At 72.5% G+C, this 17,541-nt stretch carries 15 protein-coding genes; 4 read left to right on the forward strand and 11 right to left on the reverse strand.

Annotated features, from left to right (window positions below):
* Positions 1–455: 455 nt before the first annotated feature.
* The 10 genes from HNR68_RS19560 to HNR68_RS19605 all read right to left on the reverse strand — a co-directional run bounded on the left by HNR68_RS19560 (position 456) and on the right by HNR68_RS19605 (position 10,273).
* Positions 456–1,082, reverse strand: a complete 627-nt coding sequence (locus HNR68_RS19560; RefSeq protein WP_343050262.1) for a response regulator — start codon at positions 1,080–1,082, stop codon at positions 456–458.
* Positions 1,079–2,224 (reverse strand): GAF domain-containing protein, encoded by a 1,146-nt coding sequence (locus HNR68_RS19565; protein ID WP_179723197.1) that lies wholly within the window; start codon positions 2,222–2,224, stop codon positions 1,079–1,081. The genes HNR68_RS19560 and HNR68_RS19565 overlap by 4 nt, the downstream gene beginning before the upstream one ends.
* A 124-nt stretch (positions 2,225–2,348) precedes the next feature.
* On the reverse strand, positions 2,349–3,173 hold the full coding sequence (locus HNR68_RS19570) for an ESX secretion-associated protein EspG (protein WP_179723199.1): 825 nt from the start codon (positions 3,171–3,173) through the stop codon (positions 2,349–2,351).
* A 57-nt stretch (positions 3,174–3,230) separates the two neighbouring features.
* Complete coding sequence (locus HNR68_RS27260) at positions 3,231–4,754, reverse strand: PPE domain-containing protein (protein WP_179723201.1); 1,524 nt, start codon at positions 4,752–4,754, stop codon at positions 3,231–3,233.
* Between the two features lie 11 nt (positions 4,755–4,765).
* On the reverse strand, positions 4,766–5,284 hold the full coding sequence (locus HNR68_RS19580) for a DUF3558 family protein (protein ID WP_179723203.1): 519 nt from the start codon (positions 5,282–5,284) through the stop codon (positions 4,766–4,768).
* Complete coding sequence (locus HNR68_RS19585) at positions 5,281–5,715, reverse strand: hypothetical protein (RefSeq protein WP_246330493.1); 435 nt, start codon at positions 5,713–5,715, stop codon at positions 5,281–5,283. The genes HNR68_RS19580 and HNR68_RS19585 overlap by 4 nt, the downstream gene beginning before the upstream one ends.
* Positions 5,716–6,046: 331 nt before the next feature.
* Positions 6,047–7,708, reverse strand: coding sequence for an FAD-binding dehydrogenase (locus tag HNR68_RS19590; protein WP_179723207.1), 1,662 nt, complete (start codon positions 7,706–7,708; stop codon positions 6,047–6,049).
* Complete coding sequence (locus HNR68_RS19595; protein WP_343050263.1) at positions 7,705–8,331, reverse strand: TetR/AcrR family transcriptional regulator; 627 nt, start codon at positions 8,329–8,331, stop codon at positions 7,705–7,707. The genes HNR68_RS19590 and HNR68_RS19595 overlap by 4 nt, the downstream gene beginning before the upstream one ends.
* 86 nt (positions 8,332–8,417) lie before the next feature.
* Positions 8,418–8,768: a VOC family protein gene (locus HNR68_RS19600; RefSeq protein WP_179723209.1), complete on the reverse strand. Its 351-nt coding sequence runs from the start codon at positions 8,766–8,768 to the stop codon at positions 8,418–8,420.
* 242 nt (positions 8,769–9,010) lie between these two features.
* Positions 9,011–10,273, reverse strand: a complete 1,263-nt coding sequence (locus tag HNR68_RS19605; protein ID WP_179723211.1) for a cytochrome P450 — start codon at positions 10,271–10,273, stop codon at positions 9,011–9,013.
* A gap of 284 nt (positions 10,274–10,557) precedes the next feature.
* Between HNR68_RS19605 and HNR68_RS19610 the strand changes: the two genes are divergently transcribed.
* Positions 10,558–11,067: a MarR family winged helix-turn-helix transcriptional regulator gene (locus HNR68_RS19610; RefSeq protein ID WP_179723213.1), complete on the forward strand. Its 510-nt coding sequence runs from the start codon at positions 10,558–10,560 to the stop codon at positions 11,065–11,067.
* A 375-nt stretch (positions 11,068–11,442) separates the two neighbouring features.
* Here HNR68_RS19610 and HNR68_RS19615 read toward each other — a convergent pair whose 3' ends face one another.
* Positions 11,443–12,459: an Lrp/AsnC ligand binding domain-containing protein gene (locus HNR68_RS19615; protein WP_179723215.1), complete on the reverse strand. Its 1,017-nt coding sequence runs from the start codon at positions 12,457–12,459 to the stop codon at positions 11,443–11,445.
* Between the two features lie 178 nt (positions 12,460–12,637).
* On the opposite strand from HNR68_RS19615, the gene HNR68_RS19620 reads away from it, so the two are divergent.
* The 3 genes from HNR68_RS19620 (at position 12,638) to HNR68_RS19630 (ending at position 17,365) form a co-directional block, all read left to right on the forward strand.
* Positions 12,638–14,146: an AbgT family transporter gene (locus HNR68_RS19620; RefSeq protein WP_179725272.1), complete on the forward strand. Its 1,509-nt coding sequence runs from the start codon at positions 12,638–12,640 to the stop codon at positions 14,144–14,146.
* A gap of 63 nt (positions 14,147–14,209) precedes the next feature.
* Positions 14,210–15,355, forward strand: a complete 1,146-nt coding sequence (locus HNR68_RS19625; protein WP_343050267.1) for a M20 family metallopeptidase — start codon at positions 14,210–14,212, stop codon at positions 15,353–15,355.
* A gap of 429 nt (positions 15,356–15,784) precedes the next feature.
* On the forward strand, positions 15,785–17,365 hold the full coding sequence (locus HNR68_RS19630) for an FUSC family protein (RefSeq protein ID WP_179723217.1): 1,581 nt from the start codon (positions 15,785–15,787) through the stop codon (positions 17,363–17,365).
* The last annotated feature ends 176 nt before the right edge of the window (positions 17,366–17,541 follow it).

The raw sequence follows: 17,541 nt of genomic DNA on the forward strand, positions 1-17,541 counted from the left end.
CCGGGTTCACCAGCCATCGTGCGGGAGTGGCCGGTCACCGACCAGTGGCCTGGAGGACAGCATCCGCAAGGATCGGGCCACCGCTCGGGCGAGCCCGCCGCTCGCCCCGCTGCGCCGCGCGCTCGGCCGCTGCGGGCGGGCGACCGCGACGGAGCCCGGGCGCCGTTGCGCAGGCCCCGCGGTGCGCGTTCACTGCGTGGCCACGGCGAGGAGGAGCAGACCGACCGCGATCACGCCGACGACGATGATGAGCACCAGGTTCGATGTCTTGTTCATGCCCCAAGCCTCTCCACCGCGATCACCGCGCGAGCACCGCGCAGCACACCGCGCAGCCCCCTGACCTGCGAGAACTCCTCGCCGCGCGGGAGCGCGAGCGGGCCGTTGAGATGTAGCTCGCACAGCTGTCCCCCTCAGATGAGGGTGCCGCGGGCCGACGGCTCCGGCCCCGGGCCGGCTCAGAGCAGTCCGGACTTGGCGGCCTTGGTGATGAGCTCGATCCTGTTGCGCGCGTTGAGCTTTCGCATCGCGTTGCGGAGGTAGCCGGTGACCGTGTGGCGGGTCAGGCCGAGCTGCTCGGCGATCTCCGGGTTCGTGCGCCCCGCCGCCGCGTGGCGCACCACGTCGTACTCGCGCTGGGTCAGGCCGGTCTCGTGGAGGCGGGAGCGCATCCTCGGCGCCGCCCGGTCGTCCACCCGCGGGTCGAAGATCGCGATCCCGTTCGCCGCCTGGCGCACCGCCGAGACCAGGTCCGTGGCACCCGCGTCCTTGAGGATGCAGCCGTCGACCCCGGCGTCCAGGGTGGCGCGCAGCGCCGCGTGGTCGCGGTAGGCGGTGAAGACCACGATGCGGGCGCCGGGAGCGGCCCGACGCAGCGGTTCGACCAGTTCGCTGGCCACCGCGTCCGGGAAGCGGAGGTCGAGCAGGACCACCTGCGGACTGGTCCGGGCGACCAGGCGCACCGCCGACTCCGCGTCCGTGGCGCCGCCGACCACCCGGATCGCCGGGTCGTCGCGGAGCAGCAGGCGCACGCCGTCGAGGACGACCGGGTGGTCGTCGACGACCACGACGCGGATCTCGCTCACGGCAGCGGCATCCAGATCCGCACCGTCACGCCACCGTCCTCGTTGGACACCACCGACAGGGTGCCGCCGACCTCGGCCAGCCGGTCCGCGGTGGTGCGCAGGCCGATGCCCTTGCCCTCCGACTCGGACCAGCCGTGTCCGTCGTCGGCCACCGAGATCGCCACACCACCGTCCACGGCGATCGTGCTGACCAGCACCGAGCGCGCGTCGGCGTGCTTCTCCACGTTGAGCAGCGCCTCGCGGACCGCTGCGAGGAGCACTCGCGTCCGGGCAGCGCCGCAGTCCGGGACCTCCCCGACCTCGACCGCCTGCGCGGAGGTCCCGGTCCGTCGCTCGAACGACGCGCACGCCCGCGACAGGGCCGCGGCCAGGCCGCCGGACGGCTCGTCGTGGTCGAGGGCGTGCACCGAGTCGCGGAACACCGACGCCGCCTCCGCCAGCTGCTCCTCCAGCGAGGCCAGGCGGTTGAGCAGCTCGGCGCCCTCGGACCGGCTGTGCGTGCGCAGGTCGCGCAGCTCCGCGCCGATGCGGAACAGGCGCGCACCGACCGAGTCGTGCAGCTCGGCAGCGATCCGGCGGCGCTCCGCGGCGGCGGCCCGCTCCCGCTGGCGCCGCGCCGCCGACGCGGTCTCCAGCGCCAGACCGCCGCTGTGGGCGAGGTTGACCGCGGCGTCGAGCTGCCTGCCGCCGAAGTGCGAGACCTCGCGCATCGCCGCGTAGACCACGCCCCGCACCCGGCCGCCGCGGACCATCGGCACCGCGAGCATCGTCTTGATCCCGTCCGCTGAGATCGGGACGTCGAAGTCGTGGGTGATCAGCTCCGAGGAGCAGTAGTCGGCCACCCACACCGGCCGGCGCTCGGCGACGGCCAGCCCGCCCAAGCCCAGCCCCATGGCCACGTGCAGGTCGTGCAGCCCGGTCGCCCAGGTGCCGTCCCACTGGCGCAGCACCAGGACCTCGCCGGGCTCGACCGGACCGGCCAGGCCGATGTGCGCACCGGTCTCCTCGCGGATCCGCCGCGCCAGGCCGCGCAGCGCGGCCGTGTCGTCGAGCAGGTGGAGGACCTGGGAGTGCTCGTCGAGCAGCTGCTCGAACCGCTGCCCGTGCTCGGCCGCGCGTTCCGCACGATGTCGCTGCGCCACCTGGCCCCCCGCCGAACCGTGTTCTTCCAGCGGCCGGATGGTACCCGGCGCGGCCGGTCCGGCAGGATCCACAGTGCGCTGTGAGCGACCGCACACCCGGCGGAGTGCACCGGTTGCGGGGCTCTCAGCCGCCGCGGACGGAGGCGACCAGCTGGTCGACCTTGGTGGCGATCGCGCGCGCGTCGGCCGGAGCGAGCACGCAGAGCGGCTCGCCGGTCGAGCCCCGTTCGCGGTGGTCGAGGTACCGGCCGTCGGGCTCGGCGTTGTCGAACCAGCGCACCACCTCGGACCGCCGGACGCGGCCGTGCCGGTCGCGCAGGTTCGCCGCCAGCTGCCCGCCGCGCACGTGCTCGGCCCGCCCGATCTCCTCGTAGGCCTGCACCAGCCGGTCACCGCTGCTGCCGCGTGACTGCGTGACCTGCTGCATCATGCTGTCCGGCGGGTCGTCGGCCTGCTCCTGCGTGCGGAAGGAGCTCACCGGCACGCGCACCGCGCCGCGGTTGCCGGGCGGGGCCGGCGGGAACGTCGGCAGCAGGACCTGGGACAGCGGCACCTGGTCGTGCACCTCGACGGTGAGCGGACCGCCGTACCGCTCGGTCTCGCCCGGGCGCTGCACGCCGAGCACGACGCGCTGGCCCTCGGTGATCGCGGCGACCGCGCGCCAGGCGTGGTCGCTGCCGAAGTCCGGGAACCACAGCGAATCCACCCACAAGAACGGCTTGGTGAGCACCCGGAGCGCCTGCACCAGCCCCGGATCCACCTCGTCGTCGACGAGGATGCCCAGCTCCTCCATGGTGGGTGCCTCGCGCTGGGCGACCTCACCGAGCTGCTGGAGGGTTCGCCCGTAGGCCTGGCCCTCCAGCGGCAGCACCAGGTCGTCGAGGTCGAGGTACCGCCGCACCAGGTACAGGTGCAGCGGGTGCAGCTGCCAGCGGGCGACGAGGGCCACGAAATCCTCCCCCAGGATGAGACGGGTCAACCGAGGTCCGCCGTCGACGGCGGACCGTCACTCGCCGAAGACCGGCGGCGCGGTCTTGGGCATGTCCTCGAGCCAGACGTCGTCCTGCTCCTCGAGCCAGCTCGGACGGTCGTGCTCCTGGTCCTCGCCGCCGCCCTTCCCGCGCTGCCCCGCACCCGCGGCTCCGGCGCCCATGCCACCCCGCGCGGCACCCGCACCGGCCGCCCCGGCCACGCCACCACCGGCCCCGCCGGCCCCGGTCGCGCCACCCGCACCGAGCCCGCCGGTACCGGGGCGACCACCGGCCCCGAGCGCACCGGCACCACCGCCTGCCCCGAGCCGACCGGCGCCCATGCCGCCGGCACCACCGGCCTTGCCGAGTCCTCCTGCGCCACCGGCGCCTCCGGCACCGCCCGGCCTGGTGGCGCCCATGCCGGGCCCCGGCACGATCCCGACGCCACCCGGGTCACCGGTCCCGCCGCGTCCCGGCAGGTTCGGCACGCTCGGCGCGCCCCCGGTCGGGCCGCCGCCCTGGCCGCCCGGTGCCCAAGCGGATCCCGTCTCGGCGGGACTGGTGGGCCGCGGGCTGGGACCACCACCACCGACCACGCTGCCCTCGGAACCGCCCGGGGACACGCTCGACGGCGAGACGCTGCTCGGCTGCCGCACCTGCGGCGGCTCGACCGGCGGCGGAGGAGGTGGCGGTGGGGGCGGCGGCGGGGTGACCGGCTTGCCCGCGAGGTCCCGGAACGCCGGGACGGAGCTGTCCACGTTGGTGTACGTGGGCGTCAGCACCCGTCCCATGGTTTCCTGCGCGGCCCGCTCGGCTTCCTGCCGCTCCCTCATCTGCGCCAGCGCGTCGACGCCGCCGATGGCGGGGTTGGCGATGCCCAAGGCCACGGTCCGCCCGACGTGGTGTCCCTCGGGCTCCGGCACCATGAGCTTGGCCTGCTCAGCAGCGGCCCCGGCTTCCTCGACCTTGTTCCCGGTGGCCTGGAACGCGTCCGCGCTGTCCGCCATCCAGCGCACCAACGGCTCGGCGGTCTTGTTGGCCTCCTCAGCCGCATCACCTTCCCAGCCGCCCCGGATGGCGGACCCGGCGTCCTGTTCCAGTTCCGGGCCCAACTCGCGCAGTTCTTCGGCGATCTCCTGCCAGGTCCTGGCCGTTTCAACTGCCTCGCGCTGGCTCAGCGAACGCTGGTTGATGTCGTAGATCTCCTGGTGCCCGTAGGCCTGCCAGTTCTCCCGCTGGGTGATCGAAGGAGGGTCGAAGTCCATCCCGGCGATCAGCGCGCGGTTCTCCCGCTCGAGCTCTTCGCGGAGTCGCGCGTTCTCCTCCTGGATCCGCTTCGCCGCCTCCTGGCGGGCGTTCTCCGCCCGGGAGTCGTAGCCGAACAGGTCCGCACCCAGGTCGTAGGCCTGACCGACGCCCTCGACGACGGTGTTGGTGACGTCCTTGGCGCCTTCCACGACGGTGTTGGTGACCTTCTTGGCGCCGTCGACAACAGCGTCCGTGGCGCTGCTGACGGTGTTCTTCAGTCCGTTGGCGAAGTCCGAGAACCCGAACCCCATCGTGCCCCCAGCTATCTCGGCATGCGAGGCGCTATGGCCTCAGCGATCTTCTGAGATTCCGCGCACTCGTCGAGCCCTTGGTCCCGCGATTCGCTGACATCGACGATGATCGAACCACCGCCGGCGTTGAACAGGGTCGAGCAGATCCGTGCCTGCGTGGCGCTCTTGTCGATCGCGCTCGCCGCCGCGCGCCCGTCCACCGTGAGCTCGTCGAACTTGGCCCAGTTGTCCTGCTGCCCGTAGGCCTCGACCGTCTTCTCCTGGTTCTTGTAGACGATGACGGCCGTGCGCTCGCCGTTGTAGTAGCAACCGGGCTCGGAGGAGATCCCCTTCTCCGGAGACCCCGGGCCCTCCAGCCCGAAGGCACCGAGCTCGTCCTCGGTGAGGATCCCGCACGGGTCGAGCTGCGCGAGCCCCTGCCCCTTCAGTTCAGGGTCGGGTGTCTGCCCCGCCGAACCGCCGCAACCGGCTGCGGCGAGCAGAGCTCCACCGGCGCACACAGTGACAAGAGCTCGAGACAAGGACTTCACGCTTGGCTACCTTTCTGCATGTCTTCGCCGATCTGTTCGTCGGTCGCAACATAGTCCTTCGCTGCTTCGCGGAACAGATCTGCTTTTCGCCGCAGTTCGTCGCTCAGCATCTTGAGCAGATCAGCAGCACCGTTGGTCCCGTTGGCCGCCTTCAGGGTGAACTTGCCGGCCAGCTCCTGCGAAGAGCCGTACTCGCCGAGTCCTTGCACACGCCCCATCCGGCTCGCCCGCAGGCTGAGGCGTTCCACCTGGTCGGCCTTCTTCTCGTAGACCTGCGCGGCCTTGTTGGCAGCACCAGGGTTCATCCTCAGCTTGCCGGACGAGATCTGCTGCCCGAGCTTGGCGTTGTCCTGCTTGATCTCCTCCAGTGCCGCTCCGGCTCGGACGAAGCCCATGGCCTCCGCGACACCGTCGAAGATGCTGCCCGACATTCGCGAGTCCGCCATCCCCAGCCCCCAGAGTTCGGTCCTAAGAACGCACCGACCGAGGCAAAGTTAGCGACACAGGCGATTCGAATGGGGAAAACCACGGAGATTAATCAATTCAGAGACGATTTAGCACCCGTTCAGGCGGCATCGGACCACCATCGGTCCACAGGAAGAAGATCATCTGCGACGAGCGCGCATTCTTCTCCGACGCCGCCCCAAGCCCCGGAGATCCTGTCTCCTCACTTCGCAGTGGAAAGGTGACGGGCACCTCTCACCGAACCCGGGTTGGCGAGAGGTGCCCTCCACCTCGCGACGCCCCTGGCGGGGAGCGCCGCTACAGGTTCCGGGCGAGGGCTCGGCCGGCTGCGCGGCCGGAGAAGATGCAGCCGCCGAGGAAGGTGCCCTCCAGGGCGTTGTAGCCGTGCACGCCACCGCCACCGAACCCGGCGACCTCCCCCGCCGCGTACAGGCCGGGCAGCGGGGTCCCGTCCGAGCCGATCACCTGCGAGTCGAGGTTGGTCTGCACCCCACCCAGGGTCTTGCGGGTCAGCACGTTGAGCCGCACCGCGATGAGCGGCCCGTGCGCCGGGTCGAGGATGCGGTGCGGCTTGGCCACCCGCGACACCTTGTCGGCCAGGTAGCGGCGCGCGTTGGCCACCGCCATCAGCTGGAAGTCCTTGGTGTGCTTGTGCTCGACCTCGCGGTCCCGCGCCACGATCTGCCGCTCGATCTCGTCGTGGTCGAGCTTCGGACCGCGGGCGATCTCGTTCATGCCCGCCACGAGCTCGCGGAGGTCGTCCGCGACGACGAAGTCCACCCCCTTGTTCTTGAACGCGTCGACCGGGCCCGGCGCGTCCTTGCTGAGGCGGGTGGCGAGGGTCTGCTTGAGGTCCTTGGCGGTGATCTCCGGGTTCTGCTCGGAACCGGAGAGGCTGAACTCCTTGGCCAGGATCGACTGGGTGAGCACCAGCCACGAGTAGTCGTACCCGGTGGACAGGATCTCCTTCATCGTCCGGTTGGTGTCGAAACCGGGGAAGCACGGCGCGGGCAGCCGCTTGCCGGTGGCGTCGAACCACAGCGAGGACGGGCCCGCCAGGATCCGGATCGCGTGGTCGGGCCAGATCGGGTCCCAGTTGTGGATGCCTTCGGTGTAGTGCCACATCCGGTCCCGGTTGACGATGCGCCCGCCCGCGGACTCGGTGATGGCGATCATCCGCCCGTCCACGTGCGCGGGCACCCCCGAGATCATCGTCTCCGGGCACGGCCCGAGCCGGTCCACCGGCCAGTTCGCCCGGATCAGCTCGTGGTTGTGCCCGATCCCGCCGGACGCGACGACGACGGCCTTGGCGCGCAGCTCGAACTCGCCCACCGCCTCGCGCGAGGACGCCACGCCGCGGGCGGCGTCGGACGGTTCCAGGACGGTGCCGCGCACTCCCACGACCGCGCCGTCCTCGACGACGAGCTCGTCGACCTGGTGGCGGAACCGGAACTCGACCAGTCCCCGCTCCTCCGCCGCGAGCACCGGTTCGGCGAAGACCCGGACCACCTCGGGCCCGGTGCCCCAGGTGAGGTGGAAGCGCGGCACCGAGTTGCCGTGCCCGCCGGCCACCCCGCCCCCGCGCTCGGCCCAGCCGACCAGCGGGGTGAGCCGCAGCCCGAGGTCGCGCAGGTACTGGCGCTTCTCGGTGGCGGCGAAGCGCACGTAGGCGCGGGCCCACTGCCGCCCCCAGTGGTCTTCGTCCTCGCGGTCGAAACCGGCCGACCCCAGCCAGTCCTGCAGCGCCAGCTCGTAGGAGTCGCGCACACCCAACCGCCGCTGCTCCGGGCTGTCGACCAGGAACAACCCGCCGAGCGACCAGAACGCCTGCCCGCCCAGGTTGGCGCGGTTCTCCTGCTCGACGACGACCACCCGACGCCCGGCCTTGGTCAGCTCGTGGGTCGCGACCAGGCCCGCCAGGCCGGCGCCGACCACGATGACGTCAGGTTCGGTGTTCACGGTTGATCCCTGCCTTCCTCGCTGTAGGCCAGCACGACCCGCTCGAACAGATCGACCCGGCGCTGCCGGACCACGGGGTCGTCGGGTTCCATCAGGCACTGCACGGCGGTCCCGTCGTGCACTGCGACCAGCGCCTGCCCGAGCGCGACCGGGTCCGGCACCCGCCGCCCGATCCGGTTGAGCAGGGCCTCGACCCCGGGGACGATCGCCGCCGCGATGGCCTCTTCCCGGGCCACCACGACCCGGCGCAGCGCGGGGTTGCGCAGCGCGTGCGCGCTGAACTCGGCGGTCACCCGGTACCAGTCGTCGTCCAGCGGTACGGCCTCGAGCAGCCGCTCGACGGCGGTCCGCACGTCGTCGACACCGGCGGTCCGAGCCGCCTCGAGGGCCGCTTCGACCTGTTCGAGCATCCGCCGCGAGTGCTGTTCCCACATCGCGAGGAACAGCTCCTCCAGCGACGCGAAGTTGGAGTAGAACGCGCCGCGCGTGTACCCCGCCCGGTCGCAGACCTGCTCGATCGTCGACCGGCCGAAACCCTCGGCGGCGAAGACGACCCGCGCGGCGTCGAGCAACCGCTGCCGCGTCTGCCCGCGCCGCTTGGTCACCCGCCGCTGCGCAGCCACCACTGACGACCTCCGCCTGGATCGGATGCACGAGCGTATCGGATGCACCGACGCATCGGAAGGGCGCGGACGACGCGCTCGGGCGGTCAGGGCAGGTGGGCGAGCACGTTGATCACCGTGCCGGTGGGGTCTTCGACGAAGAAGCGCCGGACGCCCCAGGGCTCGTCCCGCAGCGGACGGACGACGCGCAGCCCGCGGCGCACGGCCTCGGCGTGTGCCGCGTCCACGGCCTCCGGTTCGCCGACGTCGACCCCGAACCGCGGCTCGGGGTCCTCCGAGCCCGGCGGGAGGACGATGATCTGGGCGGAGGGCGAGTCCGGCGCACGCAGGCAGAGCACGGGGTCTTCCATCGCGACCTCGAACCCGAGCACGTCGACGTAGAAGCTCCGCGCGGCGGACGCGTCGCCGGTGAGGTAGGGGATGATCCTGCTGACCACCACCCCATCCTCCCCGCTGCGCTCCCCTGTCGCCTTGCACGGATGGAAGGCCTGGCGAACGCACCCGACCGACGCCTGCTGCCTCCACGACGGAGAGGGCGTCCGCTCTCGACGACCCGCGGTGGCGGCGGGGCCGGCCGCCTCCCGCGCCACGACCGCGGCCCAGCGCTCGAGCAGCACCGAGGTCCGGCGGCGCGGCAGTGCGGGGGTGTCGCCGCACCGCCGCGTCGCTCAGGCACGCGTCACTTGACGTAGACGGGCAGAGAGTCCAGGCCGTAGACGATCGACGCCTTGCGGAACTCCAGTTCCGAGGCGGGCACCGCCAGCCGGATGTCCGGGAACCGGCGCACCAGGGCCGGGTAGGCCGCGCGCAGCTCCATGCGGGCCAGCTCGGCCCCGATGCAGCGGTGCAGCCCGTGGCCGAAGGCCAAGTGCGAGGTCGGTGCGCGGTCGGGGTCGAAGCGCTCCACGTCCTCCCCGAGCGCGGCGTCCCGGTCCGCGCCGCTCAGCGAGCACAGCACGACGTCGCCCTCCGCGATCCGGGTGCCGCCGATCTCCACGTCCTCGCGGGCGAAGCGGGGGAACGCCACCTGCACGACGGTGAGGTAGCGCAGCAGCTCCTCGACCAGGCCGGGCACCACCTCGTCGTCGTCGCGGACCCGCTCCAGCAGGGGGCGGTCCTGCAGCAGCACCAGCGCGCCCAGCGCGAGCATGCTGGCCGTGGTCTCGAAGCCGCCGGTGAGCACCCCGTCGGCGAGCTCGGCCAGCTCCCGGTCGCTGACCTCGTCACCGTGGTCGCGGATCAGCGCGCCCAGCAGGCCGTCGCCCGGTTCCTCGCGCTGCTTGCGCACGACACCGTGCAGGTACTCCAGCGACTGCGACATCGCGCCCAGCGACGACCCCACGCCCTCGAAGACGTCGAACCGCGTCACGCTGAGCTTCTGGAACTCCGCCCGGTCGCCGTAGGGCACACCGAGCAGCTCGCTGATCACCAGCGAGGGGATCGGCACCGCGAACTCGGTCACCAGGTCCACCGGCTGGTCGGCGGCGGCCATCGCGTCGAGCTGCTGCTCCACGATCGCCTCGATCTCCGGGGTCAGCCGGGCCAGCCGCCGCATGGTGAACTCCGGCGTGAGCAGCTTGCGCAACCGGGTGTGCGCCGGGGGATCGGTGAACCCGAGACCGCCGGGGTTGTCCTCCGCCGTGACGCCCGCCTGGCCGACCAGGTTGGTGAAGTCGTTGCTGAACCTCTTGGCGTCGCCCAGCACCGCCTTCGCCTCGTCGTACCCGGTGACCAGCCAGACGTTGAGGGACACCGGCAGCGGGAGGCGGGTGACCGGCTCCCGCTCGCGGGTCTCGCCGAGCGCCGGGACCGGGTCGAGCCCGGTCCGCTGCAACGGCATGAGCGCGGCCGCCGGGAGGACGGAGCTCAGCCCCTTCCGGCGTGCTCGCGCGAGGTACAAGCGAGTCAAGAGCCCGGTGATCCTGGCCCGAACGCGTCCCACTGTCCAAAACCCCCGTCGAGCTTGGCGTTCCGTGTCGACCGCCGCGGGTTCCCGGGCGGAGCGACGGCTCCGTCCCGCATCGTTGATCGACGCGGCGGCCCGCAACTCTACCGTGCCCTGAGCAAGTGTTGCCAAGTGCAAGAGTCGGTCCTCGGACCGAGTCCACTTCGCACCACCGGCGCGGAACCCCCCGGCACCGGCGCCCGCTGCCACTCGCAGAACCTACACCCGGACGCGTTCGCGGGGTGTCGTTCACGAGGATTTCGATGCGGTAGAACAGGCACATGGCCCGAGCGAAGCCCTGCAGCGATCCGGCTCCCGACGACGTGGACGCGGTCACCGACGCCGTGCTGACGGCGTCGCGACTGCTGGTCGCCGTGTCGGCGCGTTCCCTCGCCGCGGTCGAGAACTCGTTGACGCTGCCGCAGTTCCGGTTGCTGGTGGTGCTGTTCCACGCGGGCCCGCTCAAGCTGGCCGCGCTGGCCGAGACGCTCGGGGTCAACCCGTCCACCGTGACCCGCATGATCGACCGCCTCGTCGGCACCGAGCTGGTCGACCGGCGGCCGAACCCGGCTTCGCGCCGGGAGAACGTGGTGGCGCTGACGCAGAACGGCGTCGACGTGGTGGCGGAGGTCACGGCGCGGCGCCGGTCGGAGATCGCGCGGATCGTGAAGCGGATGCCGGCGGCCGCGCGCCGCGGGCTGGTCGGCGCGCTGGCCGCCTTCGCCGAGGCCGGCGGGGAGCTGCCGGGCGTCGGCCCGGCCTGCCGCACGATCAGCGCGCAGTGGGTCTAGGGGCCGGGGAAGTCACCGCCGGTCGAGGTGACCGCGATCACCTCGACCGTTCGGCCGAGCGCACGGCGTCGAAGCCCGTCCGGTCGACCGATCCCGGGGAGCCGATGGGTCGTGGTGCGCAGCAGGGCTGCCGCCGCACACTCACTGGCATGGACCACACGACTCCCACCCCGACGCACCGCGTTCCCCGCGATGCCACGCCACCACCCGCGGCCGGGCCGACCCCGTCCGAAGTGGACGCGACCGCGACCGCTCGGCAGAGGCGGTCGGACGGGCCTCCTCGGTGTCTCCGCGCGGACGTCCCGGCACGAGGACCGGTTCCCGCTCCGGGACGTGCCGTCACCGGAGCGACCGCGGCCTGGCCGGCGCCACGGTTCACCCCGCGCCCAGCGGGAGATTCGCCTCTCCCAGGCGGGTTCCCGTGCGGGTGATCCAGTAGCGGCGCAGCACGTCCAGGACGACCGACACCTCCACCGACCGGATGCCGGGCAGGGCCGCCAGGTCGCCGGACAGGAACTCGGCGAGGTGCTCCTCGCCGCGGAACACGCCCTGGTGGATCACGGTCGCGTTGCCGGCGACCATCGAGACGTAGCGGGCGGACGGGTGCCGCCCGAGCGCGAGCCCGACCGCCTCGGTCGAGCCGGGCTCGGTGGACAGCGACAACGTCACCTCCAGGTGGAAGCCCAGCAGCGCGGGCTCCACCTCCACCCGCGGGCGGACGACCTGCCGCTCCAGGAGCCCGGTGATCAGCCGGTGCGCGGTGGACTGGCTCACGCCCAGCGCCCGGGACAGCTCGCTCGACGTCAGCCGCGCATCGGCGTGCAGCAGCCGGGCCGCCTCCCGCTCCTGGCCGGAAAGCGGTTGCGGGGCTTCGGGATCCCGGTGCTCGATGCGGTGCGGCGCGAGGAGCGAGCGCTGGGCGTCGTCGAGCCGGTCCAAGCGCCAGGCCTCCGCGCGACCGAAGGGCTTGAGCACCAGGTCGGACTGCGTCGACACCACCCCCGGCACCGAGGGGATGCGGTGCGTGAGCAGGTCCTTGACCGTGTCGCGCCGCAACGGGCGGACGGTGCAGTACACGTCCGCGCGGCCGGTGGTCATCGCGACGTACTGGGCCTCGGGGAACTCGGCCAGCCGGCGGGCGACGTCCTGCAACCGCCCGGGCTCGGTGGTGATCCAGACGTGCCGCGGGTGGTGCTCGGAGATCAGCGCCCAGTCCAGCGCCCCGATCACCCGCAGCAGCCGCTCGGCGTGCAGCCGCTGCAACCGGCGGCCCACCGTGCTGGGCGAGCTGCCCACCGCCTCGGCGAGCGTGTTGATCGGTGCGCGCGGCGCCTCCTGCAACGCGGACACCAGGTCCAGGTCCAGGTCGTCGAGCTCGTAGTCACCCTCCACGGCGAGTGATACTACACCCACGCTGAGCACGGATACCGGGTAGAAACGTCACAGCAACGTTCATCGTTGACAAATCATGTCACGGGCGTCTTGAATGCTCGCCATCGGTCGAGGCCGGCCGATCTGATCTCGAGGAGCTCGGTTGACCAACACGGAGAACGCGCCGCCCACCCGGTCGATGTCGCTGCTGCTGGGCTTCTTGCGCGGTGTCGAACGCTTCGGCAACAAGCTGCCCCACCCGTTCTGGCTGTTCACGATCATGGCCGTGCTGGTGGTGGCGCTCAGCGCGGTGCTCAGCGCGCTCGGCGTCTCCGCGGTGTCCCCCGTGGACGGCGAGACGATCCAGGTCACGAGCCTGCTCACCGCCGACGGCGTGGCCACCATCATCGGTGACGCGGTGGACAACTTCGCGCAGTTCCCGCCGCTGGCGCTGATCATCGTGGTGATGCTGGGCGTCTCGGTGGCCGAGCAGAGCGGCCTGCTCAACGCGATGCTGCGCGGCAGCGTCACCCGCGTCCCGGCGAAGTACCTGACGTTCGTCGTCGCGTTGACCGGCATCAGCGGCAGCGTCGCCTCCGACGCCGCCTACGTGGTGCTGATCCCGCTGGGCGCGCTGGTGTTCAAGGCGGTCGGCCGCAGCCCGATCCTGGGCCTGGTGGTCGCCTTCGGGTCGATCTCGGCCGGCTACAACGCCTCGCTGCTGCTCACCCCGACCGACGCGATCCTGGCCGGGCTGACCACCTCGGCCGCGCACTTCATCGACCCGGGCTACGTGGTGACGCCGCTGGCCAACTACTTCTTCTCGATCTGCTCGGCGATCGTCCTGGCGGTGGTGATCACGCTGGTCACCGAGTTCGTGCTCACCAAGCGCACCGAGGGCATGGTCGCCGACGGTGACGGCCCGGACGAACAGCTCGGCGAGATGGAGCTCAGCCCGGCCGAGCGGCGCGGCCTGCGCAACGCCGGCCTGGCGCTGCTCGTCGTGGTGGCACTGCTGGTGGTCGCGCTCGCCCCGGCCGGCTCGCCGTTCCGCGGCGAGGACGGCGGCATCCTCAACTCGCCGGTCATCACCGGCATCGCGTACCTGCTCGGCGTGGTGTTCGCGCTGACCGGCGCGGTGTTCGGTCGCACCACCGGCAGCCTCGCCCGCGCCCGGGAGCTCCCCGCTGCGATGGCCAAGGGCGTCGTCGACCTGGCACCGGTGGTGGTGCTGTTCTTCGCCGCCAGCCAGTTCCTGGCCTTCTTCAAGTGGACCCACATCGGGGAGGTCCTGGCCATCCACGGCGCGGCGCTGCTGCAGTCGGCCGGCGTGCACCCGCTGGTGCTGTTCCTCGGTCTGATCGTCCTGGTCACCTGCATCAACCTGGTGATCACCAGCGGTTCGGCGCAGTGGGCACTGGTCGGCCCGGTCGTGGTGCCGATGCTGATGCTGCTCGACGTGTCACCCGAGACGACGCAGGCGGTCTACCGGATCGGGGACTCGGCGACCAACCTGATCAGCCCGATGAGCCCGTACTTCGCGATGGCCCTGGGGATGCTGCAGCGCTACCGCAAGGACGCCGGGATCGGCACCTTGATGTCGATGACGCTGCCGATCTCCTTCGTGGTGCTGGTCAGCTGGACGCTGCTGTTCATGGCCTGGTGGGGGCTCGGCATCCCGCTCGGCCCGGGCGCTCCGGTGCGCTGACCGGCACTGCCCACAACGCGCCCCGTGCGCGACAACACTGTGTGACGACCTGAGAGGTGACTCGTGACGACGAAGCTGGTGGCGCGGGCGGAGCAGGAGCTCCCCGGAGTGCTCGCGGACCTCCGTCGGTTGGTGGAGCACGAAACGCCCAGCAGCGACAAGCAGGCGCTGGACGCCGGGCTGGACGACATCGAGCGGTGGCTCACCGAACGCCTCGGCGAGCCGGCTGCCCGGCAGCGCCACGACAACGGCGCGCGCGGCGACGTCCTCGACGTCACCTACCCCGGGACCGCCGAGGGGACGGTCCTGCTGCTGTGCCACTACGACACGGTGTGGCCGGTGGGCACGCTCGCGGACTGGCCCTTCACCGTCGACGGTGACCGCATCACCGCCCCCGGATGCCTGGACATGAAGCTCGGCCTCGTGCACGGCGTGTGGGCCTTGCGCCTGCTGCGCGAGCTCGACGTCCCGCACCCGTCGGTGCGGTTCCTGCTCAACGGCGACGAGGAGATCGGCAGCCTCGCGTCGCGCCCGTACATCGAGCAGGCGTGCACGGAGGCGACCGCCACGCTCGTGCTGGAACCCAGCCGCGAGGGCAAGGCCAAGGTCCGCCGCAAGGGCCTGGGCCTGTTCGACCTGACGGTGCACGGCGTCGAGTCGCACGCGGGGCTCGACCCCACGGCGGGCGCCAGCGCCATCCACGCGATCGCCGAGCTGGTCCCGCGGATCACCGCCCTGGCGGCGCCGGAGCGCGGCACCACGATCAACGTCGGCCGGATCAGCGGCGGCACCGGCCGCAACGTGGTGGCCGGCCGGGCGACCTGCGAGATCGACATCCGCATCCAGGACCCGGCCGAGATGGACCGCATCGACGCCGGGTTCCGCGCGCTGTCGGTGGCCGACGAGCGCATCCGGGTGGAGCTCACCGGCAGCTGGAACCGCCCGCCGATGAACCCCAACGCGCTGTCGGAGAAGCTGTTCGAGCACGCCCAGGCGGCCGCGCAGGAGCACGGCCGGGTCCTGGAGGGCACCTCGGTGGGCGGCGTGAGCGACGCGAACTTCGTGTCCGCGCTCGGCAAGCCGGTCCTCGACGGCCTCGGCGCGGTCGGGGCCGGCCCGCACTCCCGCGACGAGCACGTGGTCCCGAGCGAGTCCCCCGGCCAGATCGCCACCCTCGCCACCCTGATCAGCAGGCTCCGCGACTTCTGAGCGCACACCGCAGCAGCGCAGCGCCCGTCCGGCACCGATCCGGGCGGGCGCTGTCGTGCGGGCGGTCTGCCAGTGCCGGGCAAGGCTGTCGCCCCGACGGGCGTGGGCGGTCCGCCGCCCGCTGGTGCGCAGCACCACGGAGTCGCAGGCGCTCGTTCCGCTCGGAGCAGCCCCGGACGTCTCGATGTCCACAGTGGACACACTACTGCGCGGGTGGTCGACGCGGCACGGCACTCCCGCGGACCGCGCCGCGGGGTGGGCGAACACCGACAGACCGTCCACGACGGACACCAGCACGAGGGCACGACCCCCGGGTGCGAGCGGCGTCACAGCCGCGGGGTGTTCCGCACCACCGACCGACCGAGGCCGGCTGTTCGGTTCCTCTCACCAGTATTTCACTAGTGAAACACCCCGACTAGCATCTGCCGAGTGCCGCTCTCCGTGCTGACGCGAAACCTCCGGGACACCTTCCGCCTCCGCCTCGGCGGCCCCCTGCTCTGGCCCGCTGGACGCACCCTGCTGTCCCTGGCCCTCCCGCTGGGGGTGCTGCTGGCCGCGGAGCGGATGGACCTGCTGCCCGGCGCCGTGTTCGGCTCGCTGACCAGCGTGCACTGCCGCACCGAGCCGCACCCGAAGCAGCCGCGCACGCTGGGCGTGGTGGCGGTCGGGATGGCGGCGTCGGTCACCGTCGGCGTGCTCATCGCCGCGTTCGCCGGCGGACCGTGGCACGAACCGCTGGCGATGCTGGCCACCGCCCTGGTCGGCGCGATCGGCACGGTCGCCTCCACCGCCGTGAAGACCGGGCCGCCCGGCGGGCTGATCTTCGCGTTCGCCACCGGCGCCTGCTCGCACCTGCCGCTGCACCCCGCCGACGTCCCGACGCACGTGCTCACCGTCGTGCTGTCGAGCGCGTTCGCGTGGACGGTGACCGTCACCGGCACCGCCGTGCTGGGACTCCGGCCGCACCGGCGCGTGGTGGCCGCGGCCCTCGACGCCACCGCCGCCGCGCTCGACGACCGCGCGGACCTCGCGCTGCGGCACCGCGCCGCGGTCGCGGTGGCGAACGCCTGGGACAGCGTCGCCTTCCTCGGCCGCCGCGACTCCCCGCAGCACCGCGACCTGGTGCACGCCGTCCAGGTCTGCGAGGAGCTGCTGGCTCCCGACGGTCCGCGGGTGGAGCCCGCCGAGGTCCGCTTCGCCGCGGCGAGGCTCCGCGCCGGGCGCTCCTCCACGGTGCCGCGCGAGGAGGGCGCCGCGGACCCGGTCCCGCCGACCCGGGTGTCGCGCTGGTGGACCATCCGCGACCTGATCCGCGCCGCGCTCCGGCCGCACCGGGTGCAGTCCTGGCTGCTGCCGTACGCGGCGCGCGTCGGCCTCGCCGCGCTGCTCGCCGGCGCGGCCGCGAACCTCCTCGGCATCCCGCAGGCGTACTGGGCGGCGGTGTCGGCGGTGTCGATCCTGCAGGCGACCAGCCTCGCGACCTCGGTGCCCCGGCTGCTGCAACGCGTCTCCGGCACCGTCGTCGGCGTGCTCGTCGCGGTGGCCGTGCTGCACGCCGATCCGTCGCTGTGGGTGCTGGTCCTGCTGCTGGCGGCACTGCAGTGGGGCGCGGAGATGACCGTCACCGTCAACTACGCCTTCGGCCTGGCCTTCGCCACGCCGGTGGCGCTGCTGGTCAGCGCGATCTCCGCGCCCACCGACCCGGACGTGCTGGGGTGGAACCGGTTCTGGGCGACGTTGCTGGGCGCCGCGATCGCCGTCGCCGTGGCCTGGGCGCTGCCGAACCGGGCGTGGCTGTCCCGCGTGCACACCGCGCTGGAGCGGGTGCGGGCGTTGAGCGCCGCCCGCCCGGTGCCGCGCGAAGAGCTGCGCTCGGCCCTGGTCGAGCTGCACGAGGCCCACGACGTCGCCGCAGGCGAGGTGCCCCCGTCCCGGCTCCCCACCGAGGAGCTGCGGGAGGTGTCCCAGCACGCCTACGCGCTGCTCGACACCGCCCCGCTGCGCCGCTGACCCCGTGGCTCCCGCGCCGCGGTGCGCAGCTGACCCCGCGGCACCGGGGTGATTGACAACTCACTCCTCCGGGTGACAACATCCCCGGCAATCCTGAAATCGTTTCCAGTCTCCGCCCGGCGCGACACTGGAAACGTTTCCGGTCCCGGCCGGCACCCGGCCGCTGAGCACGGAGG

The organism is Saccharopolyspora hordei (genome assembly GCF_013410345.1).
In the GTDB taxonomy this organism is placed as follows: domain Bacteria; phylum Actinomycetota; class Actinomycetes; order Mycobacteriales; family Pseudonocardiaceae; genus Saccharopolyspora; species Saccharopolyspora hordei.